This window comes from Marivirga salinae (assembly GCF_030503855.1).
GTDB lineage: Bacteria > Bacteroidota > Bacteroidia > Cytophagales > Cyclobacteriaceae > Marivirga > Marivirga salinarum.
Genome location: NZ_CP129971.1, coordinates 720656 through 737161, shown reverse-complemented (window position 1 = coordinate 737161; position 16506 = coordinate 720656). Strand labels below are relative to the sequence as shown.

Annotated in this window: 18 protein-coding genes; all 18 read right to left on the bottom strand. The window is 36.4% G+C overall.

Annotation, left to right across the window (positions count from 1 at the left end):
- Positions 1–385: 385 nt before the first annotated feature.
- Positions 386–1003, bottom strand: coding sequence for a hypothetical protein (locus QYS49_RS03155; RefSeq protein ID WP_308350186.1), 618 nt, complete (start codon positions 1001–1003; stop codon positions 386–388).
- 327 nt (positions 1004–1330) lie between these two features.
- Positions 1331–1972 carry an IS3 family transposase gene (locus tag QYS49_RS03150; RefSeq protein ID WP_308350185.1) on the bottom strand — a complete coding sequence of 214 codons (642 nt, stop codon included), beginning with the start codon at positions 1970–1972 and terminating at the stop codon, positions 1331–1333.
- A gap of 102 nt (positions 1973–2074) precedes the next feature.
- A complete protein-coding gene (locus QYS49_RS03145; RefSeq protein WP_308350184.1) occupies positions 2075–2287 on the bottom strand; it encodes a YgaP family membrane protein in 213 nt (70 codons plus the stop codon).
- Between the two features lie 77 nt (positions 2288–2364).
- A complete protein-coding gene (locus QYS49_RS03140; RefSeq protein ID WP_308350183.1) occupies positions 2365–2991 on the bottom strand; it encodes a Crp/Fnr family transcriptional regulator in 627 nt (208 codons plus the stop codon).
- A 204-nt stretch (positions 2992–3195) separates the two neighbouring features.
- Positions 3196–3897 (bottom strand): DUF3667 domain-containing protein, encoded by a 702-nt coding sequence (locus QYS49_RS03135; protein WP_308350182.1) that lies wholly within the window; start codon positions 3895–3897, stop codon positions 3196–3198.
- 440 nt (positions 3898–4337) lie between these two features.
- Complete coding sequence (locus tag QYS49_RS03130; RefSeq protein WP_308350181.1) at positions 4338–6188, bottom strand: DUF885 domain-containing protein; 1851 nt, start codon at positions 6186–6188, stop codon at positions 4338–4340.
- 377 nt (positions 6189–6565) lie between these two features.
- The gene (locus QYS49_RS03125) at positions 6566–6943 is read right to left on the bottom strand and encodes a hypothetical protein (protein WP_308350180.1); all 378 of its coding nucleotides are present in this window, start codon (positions 6941–6943) and stop codon (positions 6566–6568) included.
- A gap of 53 nt (positions 6944–6996) precedes the next feature.
- The gene (locus tag QYS49_RS03120; protein WP_308350179.1) at positions 6997–7650 is read right to left on the bottom strand and encodes a hypothetical protein; all 654 of its coding nucleotides are present in this window, start codon (positions 7648–7650) and stop codon (positions 6997–6999) included.
- Positions 7640–8143: an RNA polymerase sigma factor gene (locus tag QYS49_RS03115; protein ID WP_308350178.1), complete on the bottom strand. Its 504-nt coding sequence runs from the start codon at positions 8141–8143 to the stop codon at positions 7640–7642. Before QYS49_RS03115 ends, QYS49_RS03120 begins: the two co-directional genes overlap by 11 nt.
- Positions 8144–8152: 9 nt before the next feature.
- The gene (locus QYS49_RS03110; protein WP_308350177.1) at positions 8153–9019 is read right to left on the bottom strand and encodes a TraB/GumN family protein; all 867 of its coding nucleotides are present in this window, start codon (positions 9017–9019) and stop codon (positions 8153–8155) included.
- Positions 9020–9182: 163 nt separating this feature from the next.
- Entirely contained in the window at positions 9183–10025 is an 843-nt protein-coding gene (locus QYS49_RS03105) for a tetratricopeptide repeat protein (RefSeq protein WP_308350176.1), read from the bottom strand.
- A gap of 179 nt (positions 10026–10204) precedes the next feature.
- A complete protein-coding gene (locus QYS49_RS03100; RefSeq protein WP_308350175.1) occupies positions 10205–10462 on the bottom strand; it encodes a hypothetical protein in 258 nt (85 codons plus the stop codon).
- A gap of 241 nt (positions 10463–10703) precedes the next feature.
- The gene (locus QYS49_RS03095; RefSeq protein ID WP_308350174.1) at positions 10704–11387 is read right to left on the bottom strand and encodes a DUF6090 family protein; all 684 of its coding nucleotides are present in this window, start codon (positions 11385–11387) and stop codon (positions 10704–10706) included.
- Between the two features lie 63 nt (positions 11388–11450).
- Positions 11451–12269 carry a crotonase/enoyl-CoA hydratase family protein gene (locus QYS49_RS03090; protein WP_308350173.1) on the bottom strand — a complete coding sequence of 273 codons (819 nt, stop codon included), beginning with the start codon at positions 12267–12269 and terminating at the stop codon, positions 11451–11453.
- Positions 12270–12341: 72 nt separating this feature from the next.
- Entirely contained in the window at positions 12342–13226 is an 885-nt protein-coding gene (locus QYS49_RS03085) for a DUF808 domain-containing protein (protein WP_308350172.1), read from the bottom strand.
- A gap of 251 nt (positions 13227–13477) precedes the next feature.
- Complete coding sequence (locus tag QYS49_RS03080; RefSeq protein ID WP_308350171.1) at positions 13478–14284, bottom strand: type 1 glutamine amidotransferase domain-containing protein; 807 nt, start codon at positions 14282–14284, stop codon at positions 13478–13480.
- Positions 14285–14306: 22 nt separating this feature from the next.
- Positions 14307–15308, bottom strand: a complete 1002-nt coding sequence (locus QYS49_RS03075) for an NADP-dependent oxidoreductase (protein WP_308350170.1) — start codon at positions 15306–15308, stop codon at positions 14307–14309.
- A gap of 72 nt (positions 15309–15380) precedes the next feature.
- On the bottom strand, positions 15381–16352 hold the full coding sequence (locus QYS49_RS03070; RefSeq protein ID WP_308350169.1) for an NAD(P)-dependent alcohol dehydrogenase: 972 nt from the start codon (positions 16350–16352) through the stop codon (positions 15381–15383).
- Positions 16353–16506: the final 154 nt, after the last annotated feature.

The window sequence follows — 16506 nt, the reverse complement described above, 5'->3', positions numbered from 1 at the left end:
TAAACATAAAATAATAGTTTATTTTAGATGTAATGAAATGGCATTTATTAAAAATGCCCTATTTCTACTTCCATAGCTCCAATCAAATAAGCATATTCCACTTTTTTTATATTACTGTGATTCTTGGCGTTTTCTAAATTTGATTCTATTATTTCTTTACATCTATTTCTTATAACATTTTCCTTAAATAATAATTTCCAAGTGGTAGTAAGTTTATTAATTTTAGACCATTTCCTTTCAGAAAGAAATTTATAAAATAATTCTCTTTGATCATCTGTTGCATCAGGTAAATCTAAAGTTACTAAGGCTCAGTAAGTCATAATAGTTTTGATTGATTTAATTAAAGATATAATTTTGAAGTTGAAAAGTAAATTATTCTAAGAGTTTAACTATTTACTAAGCAACTGATTGTATTCATCAAAGTATTACTTTGTTCTGGCGTAAAATCTTCTTCAACATATCCATCATTAGTCCAAATTCTCATAGTTTCGATTGGCTTATTTATAAACATTTCTAGTTGCTTTTTCTTGCCAAATACACCTAAAAAGTATTGAGTATAATTACCTTTACAATTGAATTTTGCATCATTTACCAATTCCAATCTGGTGCCATCTCGAAACAAGACATTCATTTTATCATCATCATCAATGCAGCTGCTTGCACCAACGACTTGTGCACTAATTATTATAGATCCTCTGTCACTTTTCAATAAATAGAAACCAAATCCGTTCTTACCACCATCTTTTGATACTATCAGTAATTCTTTTCCTGCATATGACTTGTCTCCTGTCATTTTATCTACCTCAACCGATACGTATTGAGAACAATCATCTGAATTAGTAGACTCCGAAAGTTCAGATTCAGATTTTGTATCAACATAGTCCCATGTTCCATCTTCATATAATAAAACCTTTTCACCTTCATTGGTCGTAGCCTCTTTTTGAGCATTTAGATTCGAAGTTGCTAATAGAAGAATAGTGATTAAAGTAAGTAAATTTTTCATAGGTATATTTTTTTGAAGAACAATTTAACTTTTTATTTAATAAGAACGTGCATTTCGTTCAAATTTTAATTGAAAAAATATAATTTCTCACAACTATCGCACCACCGCCAACCACACTTGCACCAATCCAAATAGGCTCAGTAAATTAGCCTATGCTTTTAAATATACCCGTAAAACCTCACGTTCTTAAATTCTTAGAAGAAAAATACCCACGCTAGTCCTCGTTTGTAACGAGGATTCACAAAACATGATGTATCGTCCTAAAATTACTTTACGGTTTAACATTATAGTCCTAATATAACTTTACTACGATTAATAGTCCTAGTATTACTTTACTTTTTCTTTGTAGTAGTTCTTCCATTTTCGTGTTATAGTCTCTTCAGTTTCATGTGCAATGTTCGGTGTTAAGTAACTGCAGCTCATATGTGGTCTAATACCATTATAGTTTTTAATCGCTCTATCAATGAAATTTTTCGCCACAGTAAATGAGCCAAAAGCTTGATTGCATGCAAACTCATGTTTTAAGATACCATTTACCCTTTCCGCTATTGCATTTTCATATGGACTTCCATTCTCTGTCATGCTAATTTTAATGAAGCTGTTATTGAGTATATCAACATAATCTTTACAACAGTATTGTATCCCTCTATCGGAATGATGAGTCACATAGGATTGACCTTTCCGTCTTATTGCCATTTTCAAGGCTTCTATCGGTCCTTCTCTTGATAAGTTTTCACTTAGATAATGACCTAATATTTTCCTTGAGTAAGCATCAGTTAGTAAGCTCAAATAAGCAAAATTTTCTTTTATTTGAATATATGTAATATCACTAACCCATACTTGATTGCTTTTATAAATCTGCTTTTGAGCAATCAGGTTTGGATATTTGCGTAACCAATGATGAGAATGAGTAGGGGTCCAAGCGGACGCTTGAACTAGTGCAGAGCTATCATTGAAATAAAAAAGCAAGAGCGGTTTTTAAAGTAATTGATGCACTTCCACTTAAACCAAAAGAAGGAAGTGATTGATCACCTGAACCGCTAGTGCTTTTATTCAATCTAGAAAGTTTTCTTATTTACTTTCTTTCATAGGGCAAGTTGAAATCCCGAAAGGTGCGTAAAGAGGGCAGAAGCTTATCAAGCTGGTTAAAACAAATACTCCAGCTAATACTAAAAGCACTATGCCTACTGTTCCTGAAATGATTCCTGTGAAATAAAGAACTCCTATAACTGCAGCGATTATTACTCTAATAATTCTATCTGCTGATCCCATATTTTTTTTCATCTTCTTAAAATTTAAATGGTTTTGCTTTATGATAGGATAAAGATAAGTACTGCTCAATTGCTAGTCAGTGACTGCGGTCACCACTCTCCCACAATTTTTATCTCCCCAGCCTTTTGTTCCACTTTCTCTTCATTTTCAAGCTTTTTCAGCACTCGAGTGATCACTTCGCGAGCGGTTCCTAATTCGTTCGCAATCTGGCTATGGCTCATTTTAATGGAATTAGTACTGGTCAGGGCAGATTTCTTTTTCAGATAATCATACAGGCGCTTATCCATTTTGTCTAATAGTAAATGGCTTATAGTTTCCAGTAATTCTGAATATCTTAGATTGTATTGATTATAAAATAATTCATTGAAGTCCGGATATTGATGCAGCCATTCGGGCAAAAGCTGTACGGGAATTAAAATGATTTTTGAATCAGTTTCCGTAGTGGCAAAGACTTTACTTGGGCTGTTTTTCAATGCCGCATTGAAAGTCATCACACAACTTTGAGCAGGTTCTATATAGTACAGTAGTAACTCCTTCTCTTCAAATTTTGAATATACTTTTACTAAGCCATCCAAGACAATGGGTAAGACCTTTACATATTGCTGCGCTCTTAAAATTTCGGTTCCTTTGGGAAATTCTTTGACCGTTGATTCTTGCAGTATCTTTTCAACCAAATCAGGTTTTAAAAAAGACAATATCTTCTTTTCAGATTCCATTAGTTGTGGTTTTTAAGAGGTTCTGTATGCTGCTATAAAGATATTGCTTTTCTGGATAATGTCGAGTAATGAACTACCTTAGCTTGCTTTCATAGCTATTAGCACGCGTTTTGCTTCGCAACGCGCGCTAGTAGGCTTTTCCTGTATCGTCCTCCTTACAAAGGAGGACGAGCGGATCTAAATCCATACTTTTTATCGCTTTTACTAATTGCTTTTACTAAACACATCAAGTAAAAGGCCAATTATAATTATAAAGAGGGGTAACATCGTAGATCCAAAAAGATAAGCAAGAAAGCCTTTAAAATAACTCAGAAATTTATTTTTGTTAAAGAAGTTTCCAATAGCCCAAGTTGAATAAAACAGTGGAATAATCAATGACAAATAGGAGCTTTCGAAACCAGTAATACTTTCCACAATTTTAAATAAAGTGCAAATCAAGCTTACAATTCCAGTTGTAAAAAAAACCAAAATGAATATCTCGTAAATATTAAAACTTGATTTTATAAAAAATAAACTGGTCCATAATCCAATAAAAATTCCCGATAAAATAATAACAATCTCATAATTATCTTCAATCCATTCCAAAGCTATCATTGCTCCATTACTATCAAAATGTTGTGGTGCCCTATCAGTTTTGAGACCTAAAATATTGTGAATTATGATTAAGACTAATGAACTGAAAATTAAAAAAGAAATTGGCTTTACCAGTTTGCTTCTATCGTAATGTAGGAATTCTCGAATGGTATCACCTGGTCTTACAAATAGTTCCTTGATGGTAAATAGTATTCCTTTTTCAAAGATTAAAACACTAACAAATTCACGCCAGATATACTTTCCGTCAATTCTCTCTAAAGTGCTCTGATTTTCAGATTTTTCTAATTCCTTTTTATTTGTAGTATTTTCCATGGATTGCTAGTCGAAGCTGTAGTTAATTTTCAGCCTTCTAATTTTTTCACAGGCAAGCTAACAGAATTACTTCAGTAGTTAGTACTAGTACATTACTTTAGCCAAATAAATAAGGCGAGGTAATGATGGAAGGACTTTTGACTTGCTCAGATTGTCAGCGTATTTTCCCCCTCGCTCTACTCTCGCTCCCCCTCGCGCGCGTTGCGAAGCAAAACGCGTGCATAGCAGAAAAAGACAGTAAGCAGCTAGTTTTTTAAAAATATAATCAGAAGAAGTACTGAGATTATAGAATTTGAAGAGGTGCATAGACACTGTTAATATGCAGATGGTCAGTATATTGGTAAAAAGTATCAATATCCGTCCTAATCCCTCCTAACATGGCAAAAAAAAACTGCTACGCTGAAAAGTAGCAGTTTTTTGTTAGCCTTACCATATAAATATTAAGCGGCCTCTTTGTTCTTAACAATCCAAGCATCAACCTCTTGTTCTAATAAGTTCAAGGGTAATGCCCCGCTGCCTAATACGAGATCATGGAAATTTTTGATATCAAATTGATCTCCTAATTCTTGCTTGGCCTTAGCTCTCAGTTCAAAAATCTTAATCATCCCTATTTTATAGCCTGTTGCCTGTCCCGGCATCACCATATAGCGTCTTACTTCAGCAATGATAGCATTAGCCGAAATCGAAGAATTTTCAGTAAAGTATTTAATGGCGTCCGCTTCTGTCCAGCCTTTTGAATGCAAACCAGTATCTACCACTAGTCTAATGGCTCTCCAAATTTCGTTCACCAATCGACCGTAATCATAATATGGGTTCTTGTATTGGCCCATTTCTTTGGCAAGCTTTTCAGAATATAAAGCCCAGCCTTCTATATAGGCATTATAGAACCCTTGAGTTCTAAACTTCGGAATCCCTTCTAGTTCCTGAGCGATAGAAATTTGCATATGGTGCCCCGGATTCCCTTCATGATAAGCCACACCCTCTAAAGTTGTTTTAGGCATGGAAGTCATATCCGACAGATGGACATAGTATGTACCCGGTCGTGAGCCATCAGGCGTACCTTGCATATAGTGTTGAGGGGCGCCATCTTGCTCTCTAAAGGCTTCTACTCTCTTTACTTCTAAACTTGCTTTTGGTAAGATGCCAAAATAATCAGGTAATTTCTCAGTAATTTCATCAATGAATTTGGTTGCCTCATCCAGGTAGGCTTGTCGGCCCTCGTCTGTATTGGGGAAATAGAACTGCGAATCTTCATTCACAAACTTGAAGAAAGCTTGTAAATCGCCATCAAACCCAATCTCTTCTTTAATTGCTATCATTTCGTTTTGGATACGTTTAACTTCTGACAAACCAATAGAGTGAATTTCATCAGCAGTTAATTCTGTAGTAGTGGAGGTACTTAATCTGTAATTGTAGTAGGCATCTCCATTTTCATGTCGGCTTAATCCAGTAGGTTTTTCCTTGGCATTGGGGATCTCCTTTTCTGTCCAGGCAATCAGTTTCTGATAAGCTGGGCCAAAAGCATTAACTAGAGCTTCTTTTGAGGATTTTTTCAGCATGTCCCCTTCCTCTTTTGTTATTGATTCATCCTCCAATAGTGCATCGATCTTTTTATTCATGTCTTTGAAAATGGCGGTGGACTTTTCACCTTCAGTAAATGGCTGACCATCAATCAAGGCTTTTGCTTCTTTTTGAACAAGTTCTAAAGCAAAACGTGGAGGCAGAATCTCTTTTTCAGCTTGTAACCTGGCTCTGGTTAGTAATTGATCCATGGCAATTTCTATTTTCTCCACTCGACTTATATATGCCTTCATATCAGACAAACTATCCACTTTATGAAAATTGATTAATAAAGTAGGTAAGCGAGTATGCACGGAAGTCATCTGATCAAAAACATATTCCATGGGTTTCCATTTCACTTCTTTTTGTTTTACCTCATTTTTGTATACCCATAAATCATAAGATAATTGTGCTTGCTTATCCAGTTGCTCGTAGTCAAATTTTGTCTGAAGCTCTTCTACTGTTTGCTGCATCCAATTTGCCTCCTCTTCTAATGCTTTCATACTTACATCATCAAGCTGCCCATAATGATCCTTGCGACCTAAAGTAGTCAAAGTCAAAGGACTTTTTTGAAGTGATTCCTCATATTTTTCATCTAACCAAATGGTTAATTCTTTACTGAGGTCATCTTTCTTGGCCGTGTCTTCTTTTTTCTCGGAAGGTCCTTGACATGAAATGGCTGCTATTAGGATTATCAATAGCAGGAACGAGTGTTTAGTTTTTGTAAGCATGAATTGTGGTTTAGTTGTAAACAATTTGTTTTTTTAACAGCACAGGAAACGCTTAGAGAATCAATAGCTTCTAGTGGCTGATTTTAAACAAGATAGGAAAATTATTTCAAAGAATGATTTATTCGTGTGCGAGCCAGTTCACTTCCCCCTCGCGCGTGTTGCGAAGCAAAACGCGTGCGAAGCAGCAAGCTAATCCAATAATTCCACAGCCAACAATCCTTCCCTAATACCAGCATATTCTTTTTCTGAAATATATTTGTACTCTAATAGCAGCTAGTCGGTTCTGCTGTAAATTTCATTTCTATCTAATTAGATCAGATGATTTCCATCAATCTTGCCGCCTTGCAGAGCATGGCGGGAAGGGGAGTATTTTGAAATTAATATTCATGGAGAAAAAATCCATTCTGAGCCATTTCTACAATTTTATGTACAATTAAATAGGTGGCATACATCGTCAATAGGCCAATAAAAAACTGAAGCCTTACGAATGATTTATTGTTTATCTTATGCTCACTTAATAGCTTCCCTTCTGAGTTGATTTGGATAGTGGGTTCTCCAGTCAATTTTTTCAACGCATTTTTCACGATGTATTTCAGTTCATAGATTTTTCCATCTATCTCGATTTTGTGGCTTCTTCCAGTTATAGTCCGTTTTTGACTTACGATATGTTCATCTAAAAGTACTGTTTCTTTTCCCAAAAGGGTCCTGTTAATTTCCAGTTTTTTTCCTTCAATAATTAATTCGAGTAGTCTCATTTTGTTAGTTTTAGCTAAAAAATTTCTGTTGTTGTCTGCGCAAAAAACATTTGCTAAACTTCAAATTCCTTAAGTGTTTCTTCTAATTTATGGATGTGGATGCCGTACAAACCATCCGCCCATTTTACTGTCATATAATAAATCCCGGCTGCCATTAGAAGGTATATAAGGGTGCAGATCATAATGTTAATAGGATTCATATCTAATGAGAATAACTTGAAGAATAAGTCTTCACCGCCCAATTGAATCTCGCCAAGGCTTAAATGCAACTTTCCATTGCCAGTGAATAGAGCAGCTAGAGAAAGTGGTAGGATCAAGCTCCCTGCGATAATTGCAGTTTTATACACTTCCAGCGTAAGTTTCAAATCATGGATAAAGCCCATAACCGTATCTCTACTGCTTCCACTTATGTTGCTTGTTTTATTAAGAAACCAAGTCATTTTAGCGATGTACAATAAAGTAATTAAAGCAGTGACAAATTGTAATATAAAGTATAAACCCTTAGCCATTTGATTCATTTCCAGCACCAAGGGCACCGTAAAGAATACAATGATGATTACCAATTGCGTAATGATTTCACTTCTCATACTCTTCCGAACCTTCTGTATGGGTAGTTTGCTATCTTCTAGTTGCTTAATATTTTTCGGTACTGAAAGGTCTCTCGTTCCTTCCGCCTCCATTTTCTTTTTTATTTCGTCAAGATTCATATCCTTGTATTTTTATAATGTTTTGTAATTTTTCTTTTGTTCTCTTAGTCTTCACTCTGACATTAGATTCTGACAAGCCTAAGTTTTGCGCGATCTCTTTACCGGAGAACCCTTCAACAAGCTGTAGAATGATGGCTTTCTCAATCTTGTTTAGCTTTTTGACAGCCTCATAGAAATGTACTAGTTGCTGGTCTTTATGGTCATCATATTGTTCTTCCGGGATCCCTTCACCATCTAAAAGGCTTTCCTGCCCAGGCTTTCTTTTCTCCTTTTTAAAGAAGACAATAGCCGTGTTTAGGGATACTCTATACATCCAAGAAGACAATTCGCTAGTTCCTTTAAAGCTGCCTATGGATTTCCACAATTGAAGGATAATCTCCTGAAATAGGTCTTGCTGATCTTCAAGATTGTCAAAGTACATCCTCGATACTTTATAGAGGATGCCTTTGTGTTTGTTGATCGCTGCTAAGAATGCTTCTTCCGTGATTTGCATTAATAGCTACTAATTTAAGACTGGGCTAACCGTATATCCTTCTTTTCTCAATAATTGGATGAGGCCGAATTCATCCGTTAAATGAGCGGCACCTACAGCAAACAGATTACTGCCTTTTTCCATCATTTTGGGCATCTGTTGTACCCAATTTTGGTTTCGTTTTACTTGCATAAGTAGTGTGGCATTTTCATCCATATATTCCGGTCTGGTAAGGTAACTAACTGACTCAGTAAGCTTTTCATTTTTATAAGCAGTAATTGCTTTGTTGAAATCTCTTTTGTAAGAATCATGTAGCATTAATTGGTCGTAAGATGATTCAAGAGGATAGGCTTCCTTTACGATAGCCATTTGCTCTTCTATTGTTTCGAAGGCATAAATAGGGATTGTATTTGTTTTGGCTATCTGCATTAATTCAGCTTCAAAGAGTTTTATGTCCGTACAAGGTAACATTTTTGAAATCATTATAGAACTCAGCACCTGAAGGCCGTAAGCATCAAGATTTACTAAGGGCATTCCAACAATGCGTTGTACCAAAGTGTCTAGTTGTTCAAATTGACTTGGGCTTAACTCCTCTGATATCTTTTTAGAAGAAGCCATGGAGGCTTGCATTTTTTGAATTTCAGAACTGTCAGATAAATTAATTTCAACAACCAAGGCATCAACTGCAGCCATCGCAATGTTTACTTTTTCTGGTATTTGAAAGTCGCTGGCACACATCATATGTAGAGTACCCAAGATGTAAGAGGGCTTTTCCAGCTTAGCATGTTCTACTTTCCAAAGAGTGGAGTTTTCTAACGCCATCTCTTGTTGAGCTTGTGTCTGTTGCAGTGTTGCAATAAAAAGTAGGAGGATAAAGATGTTTTTTACAGATTTCATTTTTCTCTTTTTTTAAGTTTCAGTGAGTAAGTATTCAAAAGAGAAAAAATGTTACAGAACTGTAAATAATATTTTTAATATATCACTAAATCCGTAAAGTAATTTTAGGGTGAGACATTCAGTAACAGCATGTCCTTTCGCAATCCTTAAAAAAATTAGTTAATTAACGCCACCTCACCTGGTAAGGATATCTTTCATAGAATGCGTTATCTTCATTTAAAGAAAATCCGTCTTTTCCGTTTTTCTCAGCAATGGCCATTAGTTCTTTGGCTTCCTCCCTTTTCTCCATTTTACTCAGGCACATTGCTTTATAATACTGTACGTCTGAAAATTGGTCGTGAAGGGTTAAGGCCAAATCAAATAATTCATTTGCCTCGAGGTATTTTGCTTGTTCAAATTTGCTGATGCCGTAATAAAACAGCTCTACAGGATGCAACCATTCTTTCCCGTTTTTCGACAATTGTGTTTCATGAATGCTTTTAAACAAGATTTCTGCTTTGTGAAATTCATTGAGTTGAAGATAAGAAAGTGCGATATAAAAATCATAACTATGATCCATGACATGTCCACTTCCAAACCTTTTTTGGTAATCTTTAAAATCAACTATGGCTGCCCTGTATGTTTTTGAGAATATGCATTTCATAAAAGCCCTGTAATCCTGCCACTGTCTTCTGTTGTACTTTACGGCTTTATCAAGATAGGGCATGCCAATTTCATACTTCCCCTGTTTGAATAGAGGCATGGCTTTTTGCTGCCACAGATAAGCAATGGTAGAGTCTTTCGCGAGACCTTTGTCAATCTCTTCCTGCCATTCAGGGGAATAATAGGAATACTTCCAAGCACCTTCTTTCAGATGTTCTTGAATAATACTGTCCTGTCTCTTTTCTATGGATTCTAATTGAGCAGTCGTTTTTGGAGCACTATATTCGGTGGGGCTATCTTCTTGCTGACAGCTGATAAGTGCAGTGCCCGTCAAAATAAAAAATAGCTTTTTATTCAGATTCATAGTTTATCAAATAGTTTGGTTCATTATTCCCCTAAGGGTTTTTGTTTGAAACCTCAGGCCTGCCAAAGTTATATGATTTTTAATCATGATAATAATTGCTTAGCGACTTAAACCTATGACTAGCACTGTTTGCTTCATTTTTCACAGCCCTTCCCTTGTCTCATGCTTTCGAACCATTTTCATGTGTATTTACTCCTTGCGCGCGTTGCGAAGCAAAACGCGTGTGAATAAGCAAGCTCATCCAACAATTCCACAGCCAACAATCCTTTCCTAACACCAGCAAATTCTTTTGCTGAACTGCATTTGTACCCATCAGGATTATCCTCTATTTCAGATTCCACAGGATTAAAATGTACATAATCTAATTTCTGCTGCAATATTTCATTATTGTCTAATTTGATCGGATGATTTCCATCAATCTTAACCTTGCAGAGCAAGGCGGAAACGAGTAGGTAAAGAACTTACTTTCTTATCTAATAGCACGCGTTTTGCTGCGCAACGCGCGCTAGTGGCGTTTGGCTTATTTTCTAGTAGAAATCTTAATTTCTCCATTTATAAATATAGCAATTATGGTGGAGGAATTCCGCATGATGCAATGCATAATCAGTGGTTGGACAAGCATGTAACCACTGATTAGTCCAGCTGGCATTTTGAAGCAAAATACACAGAATAATCGCCTTATTCTCTTTCTGTAATTAAGGCATCAATACTATTTTTAAGTGCTTTGGATTCCCTCACTATCCCTTCATATGATTGCAGCTTTTGATCAATTAGCGTTTCATAAATAATAAGTTTGTTTCTTAAAACGACTAATTCCGATGGGTTAAGAACTTGCATGTTCGTAAAATCCAGATTATTCATATACCAAGGAAGTAATTCTTCGGAAAAAAAATCTACTTGTGATTCTCCTTTATCAATACTCTCCAATGCAAAACCTTCATAAAAATTAGCCAACTCATTCTGTAGAGATAAGTCATTCAGTAAACTTAATTTACCGGAGGATTTCATAGAGCTATAGGTTGCACTTGAGGGTTCATAATTCTGTAGCTCAAAGATGGTAGATAATTGATCCTCATTTCCACTTAAGCTATCTTTCAGTAGGATGTTCAGAAGGTTTCCAACATTTTGTTGATGTCTTTTATTTTCAGGGATTTGATAGGATTCATAGGATTCAATATCGCTTTGAAGATCGGTTCGCAAAGAATTCATTAGAATTAAACTTTCCTCTCTATGTTGATTTTCTTTGGTCCTTTCGTTCATATAAAAGGCTAAGTAAACACCTATTATGATCGCAACGAAATTAACAGAGTGATTGAGCCAGTCGAATTTTACTTTCCTTGTTTTTTTAATTTTTTTAGCCATCTCATAAATTTAACAAATAGTTCTAATTATCGCTCTTGATAAGAAAATATTTCACTCTTGCATTTAATCCTTAAACTCTGGACTCCTTTTTTCCATAGTCGCTTTGAAGGCTTCGCTTAAGTCATCAGAAAGTAACATGGCGGCATTCCAGGTGGCCATATAATTTAGTGAATCCTCCACCGAATGATCACGGCTGTATTTCAATACTTCTTTGGTGCCTCTAATCGATAAAGGAGATTTTGAAGCTATAGTGGCGGCCAGTTTTTTGACACTTTCCATCAATTCATCTCTTGAAGGATAAGATTGATTCACTAGTCCAATTTCTTTGGCTTCTTTGCCAGGGACTTTTCTGCCCGTATAGGCCATTTCGGAAACCATTCCTGGAGAAATTAATTTTGGAAGGCGTTGCAAAGTGCCCAGATCGGCTACCATTCCTAAATCAATTTCCTTAATGGTGAAATAGGCATCATCACTGCAATAGCGCATATCGCAAGCCGCAATAATATCTACTCCTCCGCCTATGCATCCTCCATGCACTGCGGCCAATACTGGTTTCTTGCATTTTTCAATGGCATTAACGGCTTCTTGCAGTGTTAATACTAGCTTTCTTATTTCTTCACTTCTTCTTCCGGCACATTCAATTTTTTGATATTGACTGACCGACATCAGCAATTCTAAATCGATGCCCGCACAGAAATTTTTGCCTTCTCCTGCTAATACAATTGCCCTTACTTCAGCCGTTTCGGATAAAGAATTAAAGAGTTCCTTCAACTCTGTCCATGCTGGCTTATGGAGTGCGTTTGATTTTTCCGGTCTGTTGAAAGTGACGCTCGCTACTTTATTTTCAATTTCAACTTTAAAATACTGAGGTGTAATTTCCATGATATTATGAATAATTGGTTTTATTAAACCAATATAAGCCTTTCACATGGAATGTTGATGGACAATAATGATTTATGCTTTATTGGCCTTTATTTTTTTCATTACAAAAATAGCCACTTGCACTACCGCTAGCACTATTATCCCCACCACAAGGCCGATGAGAAATTCTGTTATAAAGGAAGGCACATTTGGAAGAAGACCATGTAGAAAGTCTAAATTATGAGCAAAAATTCCACCAGAAACGAGAAGTAGTGCGATAGTACCGATTACGGTCAAGCTTTTAATTACTATAGGCAAAGCTTGTACTAGAAATTTTCCTACTTTATCCGAAAAACTATCATCTTCTTCATTTAGGTTGATCAATTTTACCCCAAACTCATCCATTCTAACAATTAGGGCCACTATTCCATAAACACCGACTGTGGCTACTAAAGCGATAATAGACACGACCATAATTTGATTAAGCAATGTCTCATTTTCAACCGTCCCTAAGGCAATAATGATAATTTCAACAGATAAAATGAAATCAGTGACAATAGCGGATTTTACTTTTTCCTTTTCTTGGCTTAATGCCTCTTCTTTAGTCAATTTTTCAACTGTTTCTATTTTCTTTTTGGGTGCTCGATGGAAGAAAAAGGCATAAATTTTTTCAGCTCCTTCATAAGCAAGGTATAAGCCACCAAATAAAAGAATGATATGAATAGCCTCGGGGACAAAAGCACTCAATAAAAAGGCGAGTGGCAAAATGATCAATTTATTCAGCAAAGAGCCTTTTGTGATGGCCCAAAGCACTGGAATCTCTCGTGAAGCCATAAAACCGGATGCTTTCTCTGCATTTACCGCTAAATCATCGCCAAGTATCCCAGCTGTTTTCTTACCCGCCACCTTGCTAAGCGTGGCTACGTCATCCATCAACATTGAAATATCATCCAGTAAAGCAAAAAATCCAGAAGCCATAGTCTATATAATTAAAATTTGGTGCAAGTTAAAAGGTAATCTGAGTAGACTCAATCTACCAAAAGAAAAATTTAAGCTTCTTAAAGATGGCTAGGTGGAGTTGATTATGCAAATAAGGAGAGAAGCTGTAGCCTTAAATTTATTGTCAATCGACTAAGTTCTGTATGGCTATTGGAGTTTAAGCACTGAAAATCGGCCAAAAAAAAAGCCTGCTTGCTACATTTATCTGTAACAAGCAGGCTTCGAAAAATTTATTGTTGTAATTTCTTTAATAAAAGCTCCGCTGCTTTTTTGGAAGAAGCTGGATTTTGTCCTGTAATCAAATTACCATCTTCCACTACATGTACACTCCAGTTTTCACCCTTTGTGAACGTGCCTCCTTTTTCGGCTAGCATATCTTCTAATAGAAAAGGAACTACTTCCGTTAACTGCACTGCTTCTTCTTCTGAATTAGTGAAACCCGTTACTTTCTTTCCTTTTACTAAAGGTTCACCATCTTTACCTTTCACTTCTTTTAAAGCTGCTGGTGCATGGCAAACAAATGCCATTGGCTTGTCTTGAGCGTTAAAAGTTTCAATTAGCTTAATTGAAGTTTCATCTTCTGCTAAATCCCAAAGTGGTCCATGTCCCCCAGGATAAAATACCGCATCATAATCTGCTGCATTTACCGCTGACAATTTCTGAGTATTGGCAATGCGCTTTTGCACTTCCTCATCATTATTGTAGCGTTTTGTAGCTTCCGTTTGGCTGGCTTCCAATTGACTTCTTGGATCAATCGGTGCTTTGCCTCCTTGTGGTGTGGCAATTGTAATTTCCACATTTTGATCCTTTAAAGTATAATAAGGAGCGGCAAATTCTTCTACCCAAAAGCCTGTTTTTTCTCCTGTGTCTCCCAACTCATCATGAGAGGTAAGTACAAAGAGAACTTTTAGTTTTTCCGCTTTGCCTGTCGTCTCTTTTTCCTCTACTTTATTTTCTGCTTGTTTGTTATTGTTGGAATTGCATGCTGCAAATCCCATTACCATTACTGCTAATACTAATAATTTGATATTCTTCATCTCTAATTTATTTTATATTTATTTATAATTTAACAATCATTTTTCCTTTGTTCTTTCCTTCGAAAAGGTCAAGAAAAGCTTGTGGTATTTGGTCAAAACCTTCCCTTATGGTTTCGGTATAATGCAATTTGTCTTGCTGCAACCATTCCGACAACTGTTGAATGGCTTCATTGTTTTTATCAGCGTAATCTGTGACGATAAACCCTTGCATCAGAGAACTTTTTTTGACTAAAAATGGCTGCACACTGATACTCTTGGGTGCTTCGGTATTATTATAAACCGAGATAGCTCCACAGTTAATCGTTCTTGAAAATTTATTGATGTTGAAAAGTACTGCGTCTGAAATCTCTCCTCCCACATTGTCAAAATAGACATCTACGCCACTAGGGCAAGCCTCCGCAATGGCTTGAGTCATGTTTTTAGTAGTTTTATAATTGATCCCTTCATCAAAACCGAATTCTGATTTTAGCATCTCTACTTTTTCGTCACTTCCAGCGATACCTACCACACGCAGACCAAGAATTTTTCCGATTTGGCCCACTATGCTTCCTACTGCTCCAGCTGCACCTGAAACAATTAAGGTTTCTCCTGCTTTAGGTTTCCCTATTTCCATCATTCCATGGTAGGCAGTAAGTCCTGTCATACCTAAAACACCCAAGTAAGCTGATAAAGCTGCTTGATTTGGATCTACCTTCATTAAGCCATCTGCTTTCACTACTTGCTTTTCTTTCCAGGCCAATTCTCCCACTACAAAATCTCCTTTTGAAAAAGCATCATTTTTTGATGCTAGCACTTCTGCTACTACACCCGATTTGACCGGCTTATTAAGCTCAAAAGGCGGAATATAAGAAGGTGCATCGCTCATTCTACCTCTTAAGTAAGGATCGACTGAAACGTATTTTGTACTTAGCAAAAGCTCGCCATCTTGCACTTCAGGAATCTCTGAGGTGGTGATATCGAAGTTATCCAAAGAAGGGCGTCCTTTGGGTCTGTTTTTTAAATTTACTGTATTGGTTATACTCATTTTTCCTCTGTAAAAATTAAATGCGTAGAGAGGGCTAACGAGCAGCTATTTTATGAGTTGTTAGTTTGGCGGTTATTTTGAAAGATTAATCACCACTTTTCCAGTATGCTTTCCTTCTCCAAAATATTGAATCAATCGGGGGATTTCATGGAACGCATAAGGTCCATCAATAACTGCTTTGATTTTACCTTCTGCATATAATTGGTTGATATAGGGTAGTCCTTGATTCGGTTGTAGCGCCAAAAGCAGAAACTTCTTTCGAGTTATAGCAGAGAGTAATCCGCTAGTTAAACCAAAGAGTATTAAATTACCAGCCGTACCGCCTACAGTTACATATTTTCCCTTGGGCTTCAAGGCTTTTAGATAGGCCCAAGTCGGCTGAGAGGTCTTGGCATCCAAAATCAAATCATAGCGTTCGCCTCTTTTGGTGAAATCCTCTTTTTTATAATCAATGACCTCATCATAACCGATAGCTTTCATATTATGGAGCTTTTCGCCTGTATCAACACCCGTTACTTCTGCATCATACATTTTGGCGAGTTGCAATGCAAATGTACCTACACCGCCACCAGCACCATTGATTAGAATTTTCTGACCTTTTTGAATTTTTCCTTTTTCTACTAAACCTTGATAAGCTAGCAATGCAGCATGCGGAATAGCAGTGGCTTCTTCAAAACTCATGGCATCAGGTTTTAAAACCAATGCTTTTTCATTGATTGCTATGTATTCTGCAAAGCTTCCGAAGCCATATTCAGAAATGTCTCCATAAACGGCATCGCCTTTATTGAATTGCGTAACGCCTTCTCCGATATCTTCAATCACGCCCGATAATTCCATTCCGGCAATAGGACGCTTAGGTTTCGTAAGTCCAAATATTAAACGATACACGTAGGGTTTTCCTCTCACCATACTCCAGTCATAATCATTGATGGCGGTTGCTACTATTTTCACCAATACTTCGTGCTTAGCTGGAATGGGGGTGGGCACCTCTTTGATTTCGAGTTTTTCAGGAGAGTTGTAATGAGAACAAAAAATGACCTTCATCTGATACGGGTTTATAGTTTTTGAGCAAAACAAATTACTCATTTAATGAAGATAGCATTTTTTTTGAATGAAGATAAAATTCAGGGAATTGAAATATGTGTGGAATGATGTATTCCTTTAGGATACTAAATTTAAAAATCTGCTTGCAATAATT

Bases quoted from the DNA above. Each gene is read 5' to 3' on its own strand.
- QYS49_RS03075 (WP_308350170.1), bottom strand. From the start codon at position 15,308: ATGAGTATAACCAATACAGTAAATTTAAAAAACAGACCCAAAGGACGC.
- QYS49_RS03125 (WP_308350180.1), bottom strand. From the start codon at position 6,943: ATGAGACTACTCGAATTAATTATTGAAGGAAAAAAACTGGAAATTAAC.
- QYS49_RS03135 (WP_308350182.1), bottom strand. From the start codon at position 3,897: ATGGAAAATACTACAAATAAAAAGGAATTAGAAAAATCTGAAAATCAG.
- QYS49_RS03110 (WP_308350177.1), bottom strand. From the start codon at position 9,019: ATGAAATCTGTAAAAAACATCTTTATCCTCCTACTTTTTATTGCAACA.
- QYS49_RS03140 (WP_308350183.1), bottom strand. From the start codon at position 2,991: ATGGAATCTGAAAAGAAGATATTGTCTTTTTTAAAACCTGATTTGGTT.
- QYS49_RS03130 (WP_308350181.1), bottom strand. From the start codon at position 6,188: ATGCTTACAAAAACTAAACACTCGTTCCTGCTATTGATAATCCTAATA.
- QYS49_RS03120 (WP_308350179.1), bottom strand. From the start codon at position 7,650: ATGAATCTTGACGAAATAAAAAAGAAAATGGAGGCGGAAGGAACGAGA.
- QYS49_RS03080 (WP_308350171.1), bottom strand. From the start codon at position 14,284: ATGAAGAATATCAAATTATTAGTATTAGCAGTAATGGTAATGGGATTT.
- QYS49_RS03115 (WP_308350178.1), bottom strand. From the start codon at position 8,143: ATGCAAATCACGGAAGAAGCATTCTTAGCAGCGATCAACAAACACAAA.
- QYS49_RS03070 (WP_308350169.1), bottom strand. From the start codon at position 16,352: ATGAAGGTCATTTTTTGTTCTCATTACAACTCTCCTGAAAAACTCGAA.
- QYS49_RS03085 (WP_308350172.1), bottom strand. From the start codon at position 13,226: ATGGCTTCTGGATTTTTTGCTTTACTGGATGATATTTCAATGTTGATG.
- QYS49_RS03105 (WP_308350176.1), bottom strand. From the start codon at position 10,025: ATGAATCTGAATAAAAAGCTATTTTTTATTTTGACGGGCACTGCACTT.
- QYS49_RS03090 (WP_308350173.1), bottom strand. From the start codon at position 12,269: ATGGAAATTACACCTCAGTATTTTAAAGTTGAAATTGAAAATAAAGTA.
- QYS49_RS03145 (WP_308350184.1), bottom strand. From the start codon at position 2,287: ATGAAAAAAAATATGGGATCAGCAGATAGAATTATTAGAGTAATAATC.
- QYS49_RS03095 (WP_308350174.1), bottom strand. From the start codon at position 11,387: ATGGCTAAAAAAATTAAAAAAACAAGGAAAGTAAAATTCGACTGGCTC.
- QYS49_RS03155 (WP_308350186.1), bottom strand. From the start codon at position 1,003: ATGAAAAATTTACTTACTTTAATCACTATTCTTCTATTAGCAACTTCG.